Genomic DNA, 17,429 nt, shown 5'->3' on the forward strand with positions numbered 1-17,429 from the left:
CAAAAAAATGAAAACTAAATTTTTTCTTTTGGCTGTACTACTTACCGTATGCAGCCTTTCAAGCAAAGCGCAGTTTGTCGTTACCGACCCTGCAAACATTGCCACCAGTATCGTAAATACTGCTAATCAGATTGTTCAAACGTCATCGACGGCTGCCAACATGATTAAAAATTTTCAGGAAGTGAAAAAGGTCTATGACCAAGGTAAAGAGTATTATGACAAGTTGAAAGCCGTACACAATTTATTACAGGATGCCAAGAAAGTGAGAAATACCATTCTCATGGTCGGCGAAATTTCCGACATCTACGTCAATAATTTTCAAAAGATGATGGCTGACCCGAACTTCCGCATCGAAGAATTGACGGCGATTGCCTTCGGCTATACGAAGTTGCTGCAACAAAGCGCGGATATGATTTTGGAACTCAAAGACGTGGTTAACGTCAACGGACTTTCGATGACCGATGCCGAGCGCATGGACATCATTAACTACGTGCATGACCGACTGGTGCAACATCGCAATCTCGTATCCTACTATACTCGTAAGAATATTTCCATTTCTTACCTGCGAGCGCAAAAGAAGGGTGATACTGACCGAGTGATGTCCTTGTACGGAACGGCTGACGAACGCTATTGGTAACCCTAAAATCAACTCATTATGGTACTATTAGCCGTTGATTTCGACAACCTGCACCAAATTCTGCGAAACCTCTACACCGAAATGATGCCCCTGTGCGGTAACATGGCGGGGGTAGCCAAAGGGATTGCGGGATTGGGTGCGTTGTTCTACGTTGCCACCCGTGTGTGGCAATCGTTATCCCGCGCCGAACCTATTGATGTCTATCCGCTCTTACGACCGTTTGCAATCGGGCTTTGTATTATGTTCTTCCCAACTTTTGTGTTGGGAACGATTAATACCGTGATGTCGCCCGTTGTAAAAGGCTGTAACCAAATGTTGCAAACGCAAACATTTGATATGAACGAGTATCGCCGCCAAAAAGACCAACTGGAATATGAAGCCATGATGCGCAACCCTGAAACTGCTTATCTCGTCAGCAATGAAGAATTTGACCGCCAACTGGACGAACTCGGATGGTCGCCTTCTGACTTAATGGTAGTGACGGGAATGTATGTCGAGCGCGGGATGTATAGCCTGAAAAAGTCCATCCGCGACTGGTTCAGGGAACTTTTAGAAATACTGTTTCAAGCCGCCGCATTAGTCATCGACACGATACGAACGTTCTTCCTGATTGTCTTAGCCATTCTTGGCCCGCTCGCCTTTGCGATAAGCGTCTATGATGGCTTTCAATCGACCATGACACAATGGATAACGCGCTACATCAGCGTGTATCTGTGGCTACCCGTATCGGATTTGTTCAGTTGCATACTGGCAAAAATCCAAGTCCTCATGCTGCAAAACGATATTTCCGAATTGCAGAACAACCCCAACTTTTCCATTGATTCATCCAATACGGTGTATATCATCTTTATGCTGATTGGCATTGTCGGCTACTTCACGATTCCGACGGTATCGAATTGGATTATTTCGGCGGGCGGAATGGGTAACTACGGGCGCAACGTCAACGCTGCTGCCATGAAAGCGGGCGGTGCTGCGGGGGCTGCGGCAGGTTCGGTTACGGGAAACATATCAGGAAAATTAATGGGGCGGTGAGCCACCGCTGGCAATTATTTATTCATAAAACAGAAAATGTATGGAATTTAAATCATTAAAAAACATCGAAACATCCTTCAAACAAATACGGTTCTTCGGAATCGTGTTTGTCTGCCTGTGCGCGGGAATTGTCGGGTATGCCCTTTGGAACTCGTACAGTTTCGCCGAAGCACAGCGGCAGAAAATCTACGTACTGGATGGCGGGAAATCGTTGATGCTCGCACTTTCGCAGGACTTGTCACAAAACAGACCTGTGGAAGCTCGCGAACACATCAAGCGTTTCCACGAACTCTTTTTCACGCTGTCGCCAGATAAGAATGCCATCGAAAGCAATATCAAACGCGCCCTGTTTTTGGTTGATAAAAGTGCTTTCGGCTACTACAAAGACCTGACGGAAAAAGGTTACTACAACCGCATAATCAGTGGGAATATCAATCAAACCATTGCCGTGGATAGTGTGCAGTGCAATTTTGATTCGTACCCGTACAAAGTGGCTACGTATGCAAGGCAAATGATAATCCGTGAAAGCAATATCACCGAGCGAAGTTTAGTAACGCGTTGTAATCTTATTAACTCGGTACGAAGTGATAACAACCCGCACGGCTTTATCATGGAAGCCTTTGAAATCGTTGAAAACAGGGATTTACGAGTCATTGACCGCTAAAATTTACAATGTATGATAAAGAAACAAGTAAACAGATTTAGGGATTGGATAGAAGACGGGCTTCGCCGTGTATGCGGCGGAATGTCGCCTGAACGGCGGCTGATAACCATTTTGGCGTTTTGCGTCATCTTCGGCAGCCTGTCCATTTACATGACCGTCAGTTCCATTTACAACATCGGCAAGCGCGATGCAGAGCAAAAGTATTTGGAAATTGAGCACATGAAACGATTGGAACTGCAATATTCCAACGACAGTATTAACCATTTAAAACAGCAAAAGTATGAGCGAGAACAATCAAACGGACAGTAAGCAAACGCTTACGCCCGAACAAAAGCAGAAGATGAAGAAGTACGCCATCTTCGCTTTGATGGTCGTGATTTTCGGGGCTTGCCTGTGGCTGATTTTCGCCCCGTCGGCGGATGAAAAAGCGAAGACGGAAGCCACGCAAGGCTTTAATGCCAATATCCCAATGCCCAAGGAAGAAGGCATTATCGGCGATAAAGAAAGCGCCTACGAAGACGAAAGGATGAACCAAAAAAAGAACGAGAAAATGCGTTCGTTACAGGATTTTGCCGACATGTTGGGCGGTGAAAAAGAAAAACCGTCAAGCGATTTGGTGTTAATGGATAACGAACCAACTGCACAAAAATCGGGTGGCTACACGTCGCAAAAGCAACGACCATCGTCCATTCAAACTTCCGTTTCCGCCTATAAGGACATTAATCGAACGCTTGGAAATTTCTACGAAAGTCCGAAAGACGACCCTGAAAAGGAACGCTTGGTAAAGGAACTGGAAGAAATTAAGGCAAAAATGGCTGAAAGTGAAAGCAAGAAAAACTCGGTGGACGAACAAATGGCGTTGATGGAAAAATCTTACCAAATTGCAGCGAAGTACATGCCGCAAATGCAGGGACAATCAATGGAAGCCAACGGACAACCTGCTTCGTCCGGACAAACCAATTCGCGCAACGCATCAGGTAAAACGCAGGTGGTTCCCGTGTCGCAAGTAACGGAACGCACGGTGTCGGCATTACAACAGGATATGAGTAGTGCCGACATTGTAAAGGCGTTCAGTCAGCCCCGAAATATGGGATTTTTAACGGCGACTGCTGAAAAGCAAGCGGAAGCCAAGAATACCATTACCGCTTGTGTACACGATGAACAAACGATTTTGAACGGACAGAGCGTCCGCCTTCGTTTGCTCGAACCCATGAAAGCGGGCAATATCCTTATTCCACGAAATACCCTGATTACAGGAATGGGCAAAATCCAAGGCGAACGGCTTGATGTTATTATCAATTCATTGGAATACGAGGGTTCGATTATTTCCGTGCAAATCATGGTGTATGATACCGATGGACAGCAAGGTGTTTTCATTCCGAATACTGCCGAAGTCAACGCTGCCAAGGAAATTGTTGCCAACATGGGCGCGAGTGCCGGAACGAGCATCAGCCTGACAAGCGATGCGGGTCAGCAGTTGGCTGCCGACTTGGGGCGTGGACTGATTCAGGGAACCTCGCAGTTCGTTTCCAAAAAATTAAGAGAAGTAAAAGTCAATCTCAAAGCAGGGTACAGAGTTTTTCTGTTACCTAACGAAAAATAAATAAACCACTAAAATCCAAAAGTAATGAAACAGTATTTTTTAATGATTGCCTTCGTGGTAATTGCATGTACAGCAAACGCACAAAACAAACCGTCTTCGGGCGACTTCTACGACGGGTTTACCCGTAAAATCACGTATGACAGAATGATTCCGCCGTATGGCTTAGAAGTTACGTTCGATAAAACCGTCCACATTATTTTTCCCGCCAACGTGCGCTATGTGGATTTGGGTTCAACCAACATCATCGCAGGAAAAGCGGACGGCTCGGAAAACGTTGTCCGTGTAAAAGCCGCCGTGAAAAACTTTGAAACGGAAACCAACTTTTCAGTCATCACCGACGAAGGCAGTTTTTATGCCTTCAACGTTCGGTATGCCGACGAACCCGAAAAGTTGAATGTCGAAATGAAAGATTTTATGCACGATGGCGAAGCAGTGAACCGCCCGAACAATTCTTTAGAAATTTACCTGAAAGAATTGGGTAACGAATCGCCCAAAGTCGTGCAAATTATCATGAAATCCATCTACCAAAGCGATAAGCGTAAGGTAAAGCACATAGGCTGCAAACGCTTCGGTATCCAGTATTTTTTGAAAGGAATTTATACGCACAACGGATTAATGTATTTCCATACGCAAACTAAGAACGCCTCGAACGTGCCGTTTGACATTGATTTTATCCGTTGGAAAATCGTCGATAAAAAGGTTGCCAAGCGTACTGCCATTCAGGAAACAGTCATTTATCCAGTCCGCGCCTACCACAACGTAACGCAGGTGTTGGGTAAACGTTCGGAACGCAGCGTGTTTGCAATGGATAAGTTTACGATTCCCGACGGCAAGCAACTGGTGGTGGAACTCTTTGAAAAGAACGGCGGGCGGCATCAGACCTTCATTATCGAAAACAGCGATTTGATACGTGCCGAAGTGATTAACGAACTAAAAGTGAAGTAAGATGAAAAAAGTAACATTTTTACTTGCGTTGATGCTGTGCCTGGTTGTTCAAAACCAAGCGCAGGCACAACGCCGTTTGCCCTCGCAAAAGGGCATTCAACTCACTGGCGGAACAGTCAATGGATTCAACTTCGATACCAAAAGCGACGGTTTTGGCTTCCATTTCGGCGCGGCGATGTCGTCCTATACCAAGCAAGGGCATCACTGGCTATTTGGTGGCGAATACCTGCAAAAGCAGTATTTGTACAACGACTTGCGATTGCCGTTGGCGCAAATTACGGGCGAAGGTGGCTACTACCTGAACTTTCTGTCGGATGGTAGTAAAACGTTCTTTCTGTCGCTCGGTGTGTCGGGCATGGCGGGTTACGAAACCATCAACTGGAACGATAAGTTGCTGCCCGACGGGGCGACCATCCAAAACGCTGATGCGTTCATCTACGGCGGTGCGCTGACGCTCGAAACGGAAATCTACCTGACGGATTTTGCCGCACTCATGTTCAACGTCCGGGAACGGATACTGTGGGGTTCAACGGTCGGAAAGTTCAACACGCAAATCGGCGTGGGAATTAAGTTTATCATCAATTAAAACAACGAATATGAAACGATTTGCATCAACCATTTTATACACGCTATTGCTGTCGGCAATAGTCTGTGCCTGTAGCGACGATTTGGATATTAAGCAGGATTACAGATTTTCTGTTGAAACGTTGCCGCTTCCGAAGTCGCTGCAAAAGGGCGAAACAGTTGCCTTAGAGTTTTCGATTGTCCGAGAAGGGCATTACGAAGGAACGGCGTATAAATTCCGGTACTTCCAAAGTGAGGGAACGGGAACGCTGACAGACAGCAAAGGAAAATCCATCCCGATGAACCGCTTTCAGCCCATCGCTTCCGATGATTTTGTGCTGATTTATACCAACATGGCGGAAGAACAAGCCCAATTGGATTTTGTGTTTGAAGATAACTTCGGGAAACGGATGGAATATACGCTTACGTTTACGGGTAAGCGGACGGATGAGGGGCTGAAATAGAATTTTGAGTTTGGTTTTGGAAAGCCCTCGGCATTTGTCGGGGGCTTTCCTGCTAAATAACAGGAAGATAATTGCGCTATATATTAATTAAGTTGTAGCTTTGCACGCAAAATGTGGCATTTATTAAACTATATAATATGCAAATTCAATCTATTGAAATTACAAATGTAAAAGGAATAAGAAATAAGCTATTTAGGTTAGACCTTGTTCCAAATAAACCTAATATATTGGTAGCACCTAATGGATTTGGGAAAAGTTCATTTGCAGTTGCTTTTGATTCTTTAAGGAGTAACAAAATAGAATTGGATGAGAAAAATCATCATAAAAAATCAGCAGCACACAGACCTATTCTTTCACTTACATTAAGTACAGGGTTAACACTTATTGCAGATGATACTCAAAATACTATATTAGATCATTTTGATGTATTTGTCATAAATAATCAAACAGAGCCAAAGTCCAAAGTTCAGTCTTTTGGAGGAAGGACTTTTGCTAAAACTTCACTTGATATTGTCCCAACTGTATTAGTCCCAACGATTCCTTCAAAGATTGGCTTTAATTATTCTTCTGGCTCTATTAAAACATCCTTTGGAGCAAATGGGAATAAAATACTAAATAATATTTCGAATATTTTTGGATGCGGAGCATTATTTCATAGAATCGAAAATGAGATAGATTTCACAAGATTTAGTCTCAGAAATTATCAAACGACACTTAATAATACTATTATACAGATTAACCAGCAAACTGGAACAGGAGATAATATAAAAAACTGGATAAGGATAAATGTTTTACCTGCAATTCAAGCACTAGATGAATATCAAAAACTTTCTGATATTATCGCTTCATTTAGATTCAGGGAAATAACAAATGATGTCGATTTATTTCTAGCGACTTGGCAAATATTAACTATAAGAAATAACTTAGGTGCAAATTTCAAGAAGGCTTGCAAATATCTCTATTACCTCGATGAGAAAGACGACTATACTCAAACTATAGATTCTTTTAATCCTGTAAAAGATAGATTTGATATAAAACCTAAAGAAGAAAGAAATAGCCTTATTGTTTATTGGCCTAAGGCCCACGAAATTTCTAATGGACAAAGAGACATTTTGACATTCATAGCATTGTTATTAAAATCAAGACGTAATTTCAAGAAAAAGGATTGCATTTTAATAATTGATGAAATATTCGATTACATGGATGACGCAAATTTGATAACATTTCAATATTATATTTCCACTTTCATTGATGACATGAAAAGATGCAAGAAAAGAATATTTCCCATCTTATTGACACATTTAGACCCTCTGTTTTTTAATCATTTTTGCTTTAATGATAGTAAAATCAAAGTCAATTACATAAAAGACATCAACGTTAAGTCTAACCAGCAAATACTTAAACTGATATATAAGAGAGCAGACCCAAGCATTCAGGATAATGTTGATGCTTATTTTTTTCACTTTCATCCAGATATTTCTCAAATCGATTTGACAAATGAGTTTAAAACACTTAGTTTAAATATGGATTGGGCTAAGCCCGAAATGTTTTTAAAAAAGATATCTCGCGAGATTAGAAGATATTTATTTGAAGATAATACCTTCGACCCTCTGGCGATATGTTTTGGAGTAAGAATACAAATAGAGAAATTAGTTTACGATAATATCCCGGACAAAGAAAATAAACGAATCTTTATTGAAGAAGTAAATGGAACAAAAAATAAACTTCATTTCGCTCAAACAATTGGAGTTCATATCCCTGAAACTTATTTTCTGCTCGGAATAATTTACAATACCTCTTTGCATTTAATAGAGGGACAAGATGTGTCGAAACCATTAGGCCTAAAATTAGAGAATGGAACAATTAAGCAGATGATATTGAATATCTTTAAGTAATTCAAAAACGATTTAAACTGGTTTCTTTGCTACTTTCTTTTTCCGCTCACGTCAAGAAAGAAAGTAGCGGGCGGTTTCTCGCCCATATAAATAATTCTAAAGGTCAAAAGAATGACAATTGCACTGCTTTTCTGCCCGTCAGTTCATCAAACATATCTTTCACTTGCCGAACGATTTCACACGAAAATTTGGCGTTGAAATTGCCGCAAGTGTCATCCTTCAGTCGCTCGGCTGCGAGTTGGTGATGCAGTAACATTTCTTTTAAACCCTCTTTTAAACAATCCTTTCGGCTGTCCATCACTTTACCCCAAATACTCAAACCGCTTGAACTGCTTGCATTGCCTGTTGAGCAACTGACCGAATACGTCCATTTGCCGTTTTTACCTCGCCCAATTTGCAGGTAGTTTGAGGAATACGGTTTGTCCTTTACGGTAAACGGAATTTCTTCCTGTTCCAAAAATTCGGGACGTTGCAACCATCCGTGTTCATCCAGTTGCTTGCCGTCAAAGCCAAACAGTAAACCTCTGTCATACGCCCGTTTGTTGGTGATAAACTGATACGGGCGGTCGCCAAACCGCTCGTATTCGTCCATTACCGCTTTATCATTGAGCCATACCGCCTTTAGGTAAACGGCAGCAAAATGTCGTTCGCCCCGCCAAAAGTTGGCAGTTTGAAATTCTGCCAACTTTTCAAATTTCGATAGATTTTTGTAGTCCATGATTTTAGCGTTTTACTTTTGAATTTTCCACCAACCGTAAATTTCCGTATCATCGGGGGCAATGCTGCACAACTGCCCCTGTACACAATCTTCCGCAAGCATGTTGCAAATATGCTCTATATCCGAATCCGATAATGGATGCTCGTATTCCTCGTATTCTGCTTGGTAATCCGACCATTCCCACCAGTATTCAATGGTATGGGCATAAAGTCGGGTAGTTTTATTTCTTTCGTTTGTTTTCATATCCTTATGCTTTTTTGTTTAACCATTCGTCCCGCCGTTCTCTGCATTTTTCCAACGTTTCGGCAACCGTTGAAAACAGTTCGCCGTCTGTGTGTCGGTAGTCGTATTGGAAATATTCTTTACCCCGAAATGCACCTAATACACATTTCACATACTGTTCCTGTCCCTTTTCGGTGGTGGTGCTAACACCGTTTTTAGTAATGGATTCCGTTTCTTCGGGTGTGTAGTTCGCACATTGCCCGTGACAATATCCGCCGACTTTGCAGGTCGCACAATTACTGTAATTCGCAGGTAAATAGTACATACATTTTGCTACTGTTTCCATGATGCTATTATTTAGATGTTTGCTTAATTCCTTTGATTTCCTTTTCGGGATGTACATTAAAATCCCAATCTATATCGTCATCAGGCAACGTGGAATGAATATCACCCCCGATAACCAACCCGCAATGTTTTTGTACGTATTCGGCTGCCTGTTGCCTTGTTTCGGCTTTTACCTTAAAAACGCCCTCAAAAATGAAGCGTGTCTTTACTTCAAACTCTTTCATATTCTTTTGATTTATAAAATGATTAAACCCAAAATCAGCAATAACAAAGCGATGGAAACCAACATTACTATAATCCGAAACGCTAACCGTATCAATGCACGGACAATCAGGAAACCTGCTACAACTGCCAAGCAACTGCCTGTTCCGTAGTTCGCAACCAATGCCACAAGCAATCCCACAACTGCTATCCGCTTCGTCCACCGCCAAATTATATGTAGATTTGAGAGGCGAGGGAATTTTTGTTTCACGTTATGTTTACCGTTCTTCATCGTGCTGACTTTTTTTATATGCGTCATCGGTCGGGTCGGTCATTTTTGTTTCATAGGCAAGCACGGTGAAGGGTTTAGGGTTGTCAAGTTTTGCGCAAAAATTACGCTCGCCCGAAGGGAAAGAGGAAGAATTTTTGTGGCAACCGCAGGCTCGAACTTTACTGCCTGTTCAGAACCCGTAAGCACCTTTGCCGAATGATAACAAATACCGAATCCCGACAGCATTACAGACAATGGGAAGCGTGGGAAAGGAACGGTAATTGTAATTGAAAATAAGACCGCACAAACAAAGGTTTGTGTTTGTCTGTTTATAGTATAAACCAATAATGCAAGAAATTATGGATGAAGATTTGAAAAATATGACCCATGACGAACTTGTCGAAGAAGTCAAAAAATTACGGCAAGGTATTCGTAAACACCGCGATAGCAGCGGACATGATTTGTGTTGGTTTCATCCGCAGTTGTGGAATTTACTTCCTGAAAAATATGACCCGAAACTTTCGGTTCCCGACTGGCCGCAGTTTATGGAAGGCTGTGTCCGTTTTCGCAGGTCGTTGGATGAGCAATTGCCAGACGTTCCGCGTACCAACGAAACGTTTAATCCCAATGAATGAAATTCCGTTGCAAGGGTACAGCCGCCGCATGTACGCTTGCTTTCTCGCCGAGATTCTCTTTGAAGTGTACGGCACGGGAACGGAAAAGTGTATCGCAGGCAGGTATGAAAAAGCCGCTTGGGTAGCGGCTCTGTGAATTACTTCTTGCCGGGAAGTCGCCCGTCATTAAAATGCTCACGGATAAACTTATGTACATCCGATTCCAGATAGTACGTTTTCTGCTCGATACGCTTAAACGGCAATTGCCCCGAACTTCGGTAACGCTGCAAGGTACGTTTTGAGATATTCAGCATAAAACATAAGTCCTGATTGTCCAACAACAGTTCGCCGTTAAGTCGGTGGCGTACCTTTTCCTTTTTGGTAATGCGGTTTTCAAGCATATCGAGCCTATCCATAATGCGTTTCATCCACGCCTCGAAATTATTTTTATCTATAAACATGGTATTTGATTTTAAATATGACCGAGTATGAAATAACTTACATTGGACGGGTCTTTCAGAATGATTTCCTTGTCCCGCATGAATTTGATATAGCTTTTGGCTGTGCGTTCTTTCACGTCCAATATCGCTTGGATTTGCTCGCATAAGTCCACATAGGTGCAATGCCGTTGCTTGCCAAAGATGCCACGGGCAACGCTCACCAATTCGCTTTCCTTGCGTTTTTCCTTTTCTTCCTTCGTTTTTTCGCCGATGTATGTGTGCATCGCCAGTTCCTTGTTCCATGCGAACTGAATCAACGGAACGTCCAACGGGCTACCGTCACGAACTTTCAGGGCTTTGATAACCGAGATATTTGGGTCTTCATCCTTTTCGATGGAAAGGATGGCAGCCGCCTTGCGTTGCAGTTCTGAACCCAAATGCCCACGTAGTTTCATGCCGTTGGGAATAAAGTGAAGTACACATACGATACAGGTTTTGTAGATGCCTGCCAATCGGTAGAGTTCGTCGATGATTCCCACACTTTCGGCTTCGTCGTTGGCGCAACGTACCAAATCGGCAATGCCGTCGATAACGACCATTTGAATACCGCCATACTGGTAGTAGAATTTATCCATGCTTTGAACAATGGCTTGTAAGCGTTCTTTGCGCGACATGCTTGTCAGGCAGTAGGCTTTGAAGTAGTCGGGCATTTTATCCTGACGGCTTCTTCTCAAAATATTGGAAATGTTCTTGTACAGTTGCGTTTCTGATTGCTCTGTATCGTAGAGTAATACGGCTTTGTTCTTCCCGTCCACATTAATGGTTGTTCCCAAAGTGTCGATTGAAAAGTCGGCGTTACGGATGGCTCCGGCAATCAGGCTCCCTACATAGTTACTTTTTCCCGTTCCTTCACCACCCGTTATGCCGAACAGGTTGCCTTCCGTCCCCAATGGGACATCATTAATAGATATTATCATTTCTGCTTTGATTGGCGGATTATTGAAGTCAATCTCACACGGCTTTAGAATTGCCATAGTTTCGCTATAAAGTGTGTCCAAAAATTCGATGAACAACCCGATAAAGTTTTCGCGGGTATTTTCTGCTTTGAAATAATCAGATATATCTTTCTCTGTTTTTGTTCCCGCAAGCGGTAAAACGAGCCGTTTTACGCCAAATTCAGCCAATTGCTGTTGGTGCTTCGCCGAAGCATCCAAACCCGTTTTATCCGTATCGTAGAGTAAAACGATATGTTTGAAGCGGTGTGATAGTTTGCGGATGATGCTTGTTGGAATGGTAGCCGTTTCCGAATTGAAACAGATTGCATGAAAGCCACGTGAAGCCAAGGAAAGCACGTCTTTCTCGCCACCTGTAATGAACAGCGTATCGCCTTTGGCGGGCAGTTGTTCCAGTCCAAAACAATAATTTTCACCAAAGTTTCCGCCATACAGGAAGCGTATTTCAGAAACCGGACGGTAGATTTTTACATGCCGTTTACCAAGGTATCCGAATATTGGTTCTTGTTCCGATGAAGTAAAAAAGAAAGGTTTACCTTCGCTATTCTCGCTCTTAAATTCTTTTAGGGAAACGACTTTGTAGGCTTTCAGTATTTCAGAAGTGATGCCGTATTGTTGCCAAAACGCCAACTCTTTGGATGTGAAGTTTTGCTGAATGGTGCTGTATGGCTTACTTTTCTTTGGTTCAATTGGCTGTTCCTCTTTCGCAACTGGCTTCATAACTGGTGAAACTGAAACCACGAACGAAGTGTCGCCATCATCTAAATTCAGCGATAAGTCCCGATTGATAATTTGCAGTATCTCTACAAAGTCTTTTGAGTTCCGGCAATCCAAGCCTTTCAGTTTTCCTACGAAAAAGAAACAATCGCCACTGAAATCGTCGTTACCAAAATCTTTGATACGGTAACAGCCGTTGCGACGGTCAAAAAACACGTTACACGATGCTTTGCTGTCATCGTACAACGGATTCAAGAAGTTCCGTCCGATTCGCCATTGTCCCGGAATATAGTGTTTGAAAACGTCCAAACCGTTATTTGTTCGCCTTAGCAATTCTTCTTTGTTGAACATATTGTTGGTGATTGTTGATTAAGTTTTGAAGTGCTTCTTCGTTGCTGCGGATGCGTTTTTCATTCAGCATTCGTTTGATTTCCGCAATGGTATAGTAGGTTTTGCCCGATATGAGCGAGTAGGAAATCTTACCTTGTGAGCGCAAGCGTTGCAGCGTGCGTTCGCTGATTGCGAGAAAAGTGCAAACCTCGTAACTGTCCACCCATTCTTCGTCGGGGTCGGTGGCATCTGTTGACTGGTGTTCGACTACGAACTTGGCAATCGAATTGATTTTTGCCACTAAATCTTTATACGCTTGTGATTCGATAGTGATAACATCCATAGCAATAACTGTTTGAATTGCTGCAAATGTCGGTGGATTGCAAATTTTGAACGTCCAAGTTGGTACAACTATTTTTTTTAATAGCGATGAAATGCTTATCAGTAAAGGATTTTAAAATCAAAACTTTTGAGAATGTGCTATGTAAAACTTGGTAGTGGTGCTTTTTGCCACAAAATGACATAAAAAAAGCCTCAAAAACGGACGTTTTGAGGCTTAAATTATCAAAATCTATATGTGAAAACTTGGTACTATACTTGGCAAAAATGCTTTAGCAATCCGTTGAATTACAGCCAATTGAAAAATCAATATTGCCAAATAGTCAAATTGGGAACTTGGTAATTGCCCAATTTTACTACTTACTATCGTCTTTATCCATTTTTGCAATCAATTTGTCTTTCAACTCGTCTAAGAATTGAGTGCGGTTTACGCGCCCACGAAGGGTAAGGTAGGTGTGATATACATCGCCCAAATCAATATTAAACACATTTTCAAAGTATTCAGTCAGACGTATTCGTGATATTCGTCCGAAATTGAAACAATCGGCTTCGCAAATGGCATATATCAACTCTACAAGGTCTGTTTTGTTGCGTGTCCACGTTTCCTTTGCTTTAAGCGATGTATAACAATCGGATTGCGGGTGTTGCGGATGCTCTAATGCCATGAGTTCTTCATTGAAATAGATACGCAATAACTCGTTTGCCAAAATCTTTGCGACTTTGAAATCGCACGAAGTGGAAAACTTCGGGTCGCGTTCAAAGTAAAATGTTTCCAACATCATTTGTATATCGGGCTTGCCGCGCAGAAAATAGTATCTGTCTAAATGCGTACTTTCCGAACGATAATATTTGTAGAAATCTATGTTCTTATCAAATACATATTTCAGATGGTCAAGTTCTTTTTCTATGTAATTTTTCTGAACGCTGATGCTACCGTTTGGGCGCATGGCTTCAAAATTGTAAATCTTGCGGTAATAGATTAACTTGTGAAATATCTTTGGCTTTACTTCTTTAAAGAAGTGTATTTCTTCCGCTTCACTTTCAAAAGTATAGCCATATATAAAGTTTTTCAACTGTTCAAAGGCAGTCTCCAGCAGCAAAACTGATTCTTCTGCTTTTTTCAAAATACTCATTTCCGACATGTCAATCGCCTGAAATTGAGTATTCAACTGCTCCGTTATTTTGTCTATTTTCTTTCTCATTTAACTACTATATATTTATCCAACAATTATTTAGACATGATTATCCTAAATATTGCAACATATCAACTTAAACAAACCAATCCAATTCGACTTTAAAATACACAAAAACAATAATTATCAAGACAAACCGAACCAGTTTACCTATAAGCATAAAGAAAGCGGATGAATAAAAATTAGTGCGGTAAAAACCCAATGCCAATGCAAAAACATCCCCGATTATAGGAATCCAAGTCAAAAGCGCAAGCCAACTACCGTATTTATTCACTCTCTTTTTTTGCTTTTCAAGCGTTTCAGGTTTTACCCTGAACCATTTCTCAATCCATTCCCATTTGCCAACATAGCCCATCCAGTAGGTAACTAATCCGCCTAACCAGTTGCCAGAAACGCCCCAAAACAAAGTCAATGGAATGCTGCCGTCAAGAGCCAGTGCGGATACAAATAATGCATCTGAACTAAAGGGAATGATGGTTGCTGCCAAAAAGCAGCCCAAAAACAAACCTAAATAACCCCAGTCACCAAGTAATTCCATTATATACAGTTCATCATCCTTTATTTTACTCTAAATTGAAGTTCCCCTAACTTCGATGTTATTAGTTTGCAACCTTCCTATCCGTCCCCGCTATCATTATCAGTAAAGCAATTCCGAAAATCAGGTTGGGTTTTTCGCCTAAAATAAGGAATAGGCACTTGTTTTCGCTGCACCTATTTCGCATTCTGTAAACCGCCTACTTGGCGTCAAACGAAGAAACCTTGATAATTACAGCTAAACAGCTATAAGTAAATAGCCTTTGTGTCGCTGTTTAGAAAAACATTGACACAAAGGTTGGGAAAATGCTATTTACCAGCAGTGGCGCCCATTTAATGAAATCAATACTTCAATTTCCTGTCGTACAACAATGCTGCATTCAATACAACCAGTACGGAACCTGCATTATGTACCAATGCTCCGGTAATCGGGTTTAACCATCCCATAAGCGACATGCCTATCGCCACGAAATTGATAACCATCGAAAGGGTTATATTGAATTTTATCGTGCTCAAAGTGGAGTTAGATAACTTTTTGAGATACGGTATCTTTGATATTTCATCGCCCATCAGCGCAATATCAGCAGCTTCAATGGCGATATCGCTGCCCATACTTCCCATTGCCACACCGACATCAGCAGTTTTAAGAGCCGGAGCATCATTAACACCGTCGCCTATCATACAAACTTTTCGTCCTTCTTGCTGTAGTATTTCAATCTGCTCTACTTTCTGTCCGGGAAGTAGTTCGGCATAAATGGTATCTATTCCCGCCTGTTCTGCAAAATAGGAGGCAGCTTGCTTGTTATCGCCCGTCAGCAGGATTACTTCCGTACCCATCTTTTGCAGTTTGCCCACCATCTCTTTTGCATCGGGACGAATGACATCGGATAAGGCGACAAGACCTACGCACTTTCCATTTAAAGCAACTAAGATTGAAGCCTTGCCTTCCTGACGTATATTCTGTAAAGAATCTGTTACTTTATCTTCTATTTGGATTCCGTTTTCTTGTAGTAATGCAGTGTTGCTGCATATTACTTCGTGTTCGTCAATAACGGCTTTCAGCCCCTTACCCGGTATCATTTCAAATGTGGAAGGCTCCCTCACATCAATACCTTTATCCCGTGCATATTTTACGACGGCTTTTCCCAATGGATGTTCAGACCGCAACTCGGCAGAAGCAATAAGGGATAGTAAATCCCGCTCATTCATATCGTCTGAAAACATAAGCAGGTCACTAATTTCTAACTTGCCGTAAGTAAGTGTTCCGGTTTTATCGAATGTAACGCTATTCACCTTACCCATTGCTTCCAATGCTTCGCCCGATTTAATGAGTACACCATGCTTGGTTGCCTGCCCGATGGCTGCAATTACAGACGTAGGAGTAGCCAAGACCAATGCACAGGGACAAAAAACAACCAGTACAGTTACCGCACGGACAATATCGCCTGTGAAGAAATAAGCCAATATAGCGATCAGCAGAGCGATAGGAACAAGCCATGTAGCCCATTTATCGACGATGCGTTCCATCGGAGCCTTTTTATTCTCGGCGGATTTTACCATATCGACCATCTTTTGGAGTGAAGAATCTTTGCCCACTTTAGTCGCTTCGATGTCGATAGAGCCGAAGCGATTGATCGTTCCGCAGAATACATCATCGCCGATACTCTTATCCACCGGCAAAGACTCTCCCGTCATAATGGATTGGTCTATGGAAGTGTTCCCAAAAACAATTTTTCCATCGACAGGAATTGTTTCTCCTGGAAATACACGTAATAAATCATCCCTGTGTATTTCTTCCACAGGAACGATTTCTTCCGTGATGTTGCCATCAACCGTAATAATGCGCCGTCCTTTCTGCGGAGCAAGGTTCAACAGTTTGCTGATGCCTTTTCTGGCTCTGCCTGCCGCCCGTTCTTCGAGCAAAGCACCGATAGCCATGATGAAAGCTACTTCGCCTGCGGCAAAAAGTTCGCCTATGGCAATAGCAGCAACCATCGCGATAGATATTAACAAAGCAGATGATACCCACCGTTGAAAAATCAAACGGGTAAGAGCGAGATACAGTAGCGGTAATCCGCATATAAAAACAGTTACCCACGCGGGATCGATGAGCATTTTTGTGTCTGTCAATAACAACACTAAACTTATGGCAAGGAAAACACCTCCTACTATTGTCATCGGAAGACTTTCGAGAAAACTAAATATTTTTTTCATTTTAATTTTTATTTGTTCGTTAAACATTGATTTGATAAAAAGCGATGTGTCTAACAAACAAAGGGTGGTGCTCTAAGCCCCACAAAAAGCACTATACAGTCAGTATAGTTGAATGCAACATTGGGATTAAATAATGAAAGTAACTTCGTTTCGCAAGTTATGTCCGGTGGATTATCAACCATGTAAGATGGTTGATAATCCAGGACATATTCTTTCTTGTCATTCGTTTTTTTAAGATGTAGCCCTGTTGTATCATCTGAATCAGAATAATCAAACCGATAGCTACAATAGCATTCTTTTGTTTTATCTGTTGTTGGATTATGGTGTTCAAATTGTTCCTTAAAATCCTCTCCCAACAGATCGACTACGGATGAAAAGAAACTGAAATGATGCGTATGGGGTATAACAGCATGAGCAAGAACTAATATCCCTGCCAAAACAAGCAACAGCTTGTTTTCTTTGTACAATTTCATT

23 protein-coding genes are annotated in these 17,429 nt (G+C 41.9%); 10 read left to right on the forward strand and 13 right to left on the reverse strand.

The genetic code is table 11. The features are described 5' to 3' along the window. Window positions 1-7: 7 nt before the first annotated feature. The 9 genes from B9Y81_RS03475 (at window position 8) to B9Y81_RS03515 (ending at window position 7,804) form a co-directional block, all read left to right on the forward strand. Complete coding sequence (locus B9Y81_RS03475; protein WP_085535622.1) at window positions 8-637, forward strand: DUF4141 domain-containing protein; 630 nt, start codon at window positions 8-10, stop codon at window positions 635-637. Window positions 638-655: 18 nt separating this feature from the next. Next, complete coding sequence (gene traJ / locus B9Y81_RS03480; protein WP_085535623.1) at window positions 656-1,669, forward strand: conjugative transposon protein TraJ; 1,014 nt, start codon at window positions 656-658, stop codon at window positions 1,667-1,669. Window positions 1,670-1,709: 40 nt separating this feature from the next. Further along, the gene (traK, locus tag B9Y81_RS03485) at window positions 1,710-2,333 is read left to right on the forward strand and encodes a conjugative transposon protein TraK (RefSeq protein WP_085535624.1); all 624 of its coding nucleotides are present in this window, start codon (window positions 1,710-1,712) and stop codon (window positions 2,331-2,333) included. A gap of 12 nt (window positions 2,334-2,345) precedes the next feature. Then, window positions 2,346-2,642, forward strand: coding sequence for a TraL conjugative transposon family protein (locus B9Y81_RS03490; RefSeq protein ID WP_085535625.1), 297 nt, complete (start codon window positions 2,346-2,348; stop codon window positions 2,640-2,642). 31 nt (window positions 2,643-2,673) lie between these two features. Next, the gene (traM, locus tag B9Y81_RS03495) at window positions 2,674-3,936 is read left to right on the forward strand and encodes a conjugative transposon protein TraM (protein WP_245832402.1); all 1,263 of its coding nucleotides are present in this window, start codon (window positions 2,674-2,676) and stop codon (window positions 3,934-3,936) included. A gap of 24 nt (window positions 3,937-3,960) precedes the next feature. After that, window positions 3,961-4,881, forward strand: a complete 921-nt coding sequence (traN, locus tag B9Y81_RS03500) for a conjugative transposon protein TraN (protein ID WP_085535627.1) — start codon at window positions 3,961-3,963, stop codon at window positions 4,879-4,881. A 1-nt stretch (window position 4,882) separates the two neighbouring features. Further along, window positions 4,883-5,467, forward strand: a complete 585-nt coding sequence (locus B9Y81_RS03505) for a conjugal transfer protein TraO (RefSeq protein ID WP_085535628.1) — start codon at window positions 4,883-4,885, stop codon at window positions 5,465-5,467. Window positions 5,468-5,477: 10 nt separating this feature from the next. After that, entirely contained in the window at window positions 5,478-5,909 is a 432-nt protein-coding gene (locus B9Y81_RS03510; RefSeq protein ID WP_085535629.1) for a TraQ conjugal transfer family protein, read from the forward strand. 137 nt (window positions 5,910-6,046) lie between these two features. Next, window positions 6,047-7,804: a hypothetical protein gene (locus B9Y81_RS03515; protein ID WP_085535630.1), complete on the forward strand. Its 1,758-nt coding sequence runs from the start codon at window positions 6,047-6,049 to the stop codon at window positions 7,802-7,804. Between the two features lie 103 nt (window positions 7,805-7,907). On the opposite strand, the gene B9Y81_RS03520 is transcribed toward B9Y81_RS03515, so the two are convergent. The 5 genes from B9Y81_RS03520 to B9Y81_RS03540 form a co-directional block, all read right to left on the reverse strand. Further along, window positions 7,908-8,522, reverse strand: a complete 615-nt coding sequence (locus tag B9Y81_RS03520; protein WP_085535631.1) for a hypothetical protein — start codon at window positions 8,520-8,522, stop codon at window positions 7,908-7,910. Window positions 8,523-8,534: 12 nt separating this feature from the next. Continuing rightward, the gene (locus B9Y81_RS03525) at window positions 8,535-8,765 is read right to left on the reverse strand and encodes a hypothetical protein (RefSeq protein WP_085535632.1); all 231 of its coding nucleotides are present in this window, start codon (window positions 8,763-8,765) and stop codon (window positions 8,535-8,537) included. Between the two features lie 4 nt (window positions 8,766-8,769). Continuing rightward, window positions 8,770-8,967: a DUF3873 family protein gene (locus B9Y81_RS03530; RefSeq protein WP_245832403.1), complete on the reverse strand. Its 198-nt coding sequence runs from the start codon at window positions 8,965-8,967 to the stop codon at window positions 8,770-8,772. A 130-nt stretch (window positions 8,968-9,097) separates the two neighbouring features. Beyond that, complete coding sequence (locus B9Y81_RS03535) at window positions 9,098-9,313, reverse strand: hypothetical protein (RefSeq protein ID WP_085535633.1); 216 nt, start codon at window positions 9,311-9,313, stop codon at window positions 9,098-9,100. Between the two features lie 11 nt (window positions 9,314-9,324). Then, window positions 9,325-9,582, reverse strand: a complete 258-nt coding sequence (locus B9Y81_RS03540) for a hypothetical protein (protein WP_085535634.1) — start codon at window positions 9,580-9,582, stop codon at window positions 9,325-9,327. 338 nt (window positions 9,583-9,920) lie between these two features. Between B9Y81_RS03540 and B9Y81_RS03550 the strand changes: the two genes are divergently transcribed. Then, the gene (locus B9Y81_RS03550; RefSeq protein WP_085535986.1) at window positions 9,921-10,196 is read left to right on the forward strand and encodes a hypothetical protein; all 276 of its coding nucleotides are present in this window, start codon (window positions 9,921-9,923) and stop codon (window positions 10,194-10,196) included. Here the strand turns inward: B9Y81_RS03550 and B9Y81_RS15195 are convergent. The 8 genes from B9Y81_RS15195 to B9Y81_RS03585 all read right to left on the reverse strand — a co-directional run bounded on the left by B9Y81_RS15195 (window position 10,180) and on the right by B9Y81_RS03585 (window position 17,428). Continuing rightward, the gene (locus B9Y81_RS15195) at window positions 10,180-10,374 is read right to left on the reverse strand and encodes a hypothetical protein (RefSeq protein ID WP_139822888.1); all 195 of its coding nucleotides are present in this window, start codon (window positions 10,372-10,374) and stop codon (window positions 10,180-10,182) included. The genes B9Y81_RS03550 and B9Y81_RS15195 overlap by 17 nt on opposite strands. Further along, window positions 10,334-10,636 (reverse strand): helix-turn-helix domain-containing protein, encoded by a 303-nt coding sequence (locus B9Y81_RS03555; RefSeq protein WP_085535636.1) that lies wholly within the window; start codon window positions 10,634-10,636, stop codon window positions 10,334-10,336. The genes B9Y81_RS15195 and B9Y81_RS03555 overlap by 41 nt, the downstream gene beginning before the upstream one ends. A gap of 11 nt (window positions 10,637-10,647) precedes the next feature. Continuing rightward, the gene (locus B9Y81_RS03560; RefSeq protein ID WP_085535637.1) at window positions 10,648-12,696 is read right to left on the reverse strand and encodes a bifunctional DNA primase/helicase; all 2,049 of its coding nucleotides are present in this window, start codon (window positions 12,694-12,696) and stop codon (window positions 10,648-10,650) included. Further along, window positions 12,659-13,018, reverse strand: a complete 360-nt coding sequence (locus B9Y81_RS03565) for a helix-turn-helix domain-containing protein (protein WP_085535638.1) — start codon at window positions 13,016-13,018, stop codon at window positions 12,659-12,661. The genes B9Y81_RS03560 and B9Y81_RS03565 overlap by 38 nt, the downstream gene beginning before the upstream one ends. Window positions 13,019-13,370: 352 nt before the next feature. Beyond that, window positions 13,371-14,216, reverse strand: coding sequence for an RteC domain-containing protein (locus tag B9Y81_RS03570; protein ID WP_085535639.1), 846 nt, complete (start codon window positions 14,214-14,216; stop codon window positions 13,371-13,373). Window positions 14,217-14,283: 67 nt separating this feature from the next. Continuing rightward, window positions 14,284-14,745, reverse strand: a complete 462-nt coding sequence (locus B9Y81_RS03575) for a YqaA family protein (RefSeq protein WP_085535640.1) — start codon at window positions 14,743-14,745, stop codon at window positions 14,284-14,286. 338 nt (window positions 14,746-15,083) lie between these two features. After that, a complete protein-coding gene (locus tag B9Y81_RS03580; RefSeq protein ID WP_085535641.1) occupies window positions 15,084-16,955 on the reverse strand; it encodes a heavy metal translocating P-type ATPase in 1,872 nt (623 codons plus the stop codon). A 50-nt stretch (window positions 16,956-17,005) separates the two neighbouring features. Further along, the gene (locus tag B9Y81_RS03585; protein ID WP_139822889.1) at window positions 17,006-17,428 is read right to left on the reverse strand and encodes a hypothetical protein; all 423 of its coding nucleotides are present in this window, start codon (window positions 17,426-17,428) and stop codon (window positions 17,006-17,008) included. Window position 17,429 lies beyond the last annotated feature (1 nt).

It is taken from the genome of Massilibacteroides vaginae, assembly GCF_900178525.1.
Taxonomy (GTDB): domain Bacteria; phylum Bacteroidota; class Bacteroidia; order Bacteroidales; family Tannerellaceae; genus Massilibacteroides; species Massilibacteroides vaginae.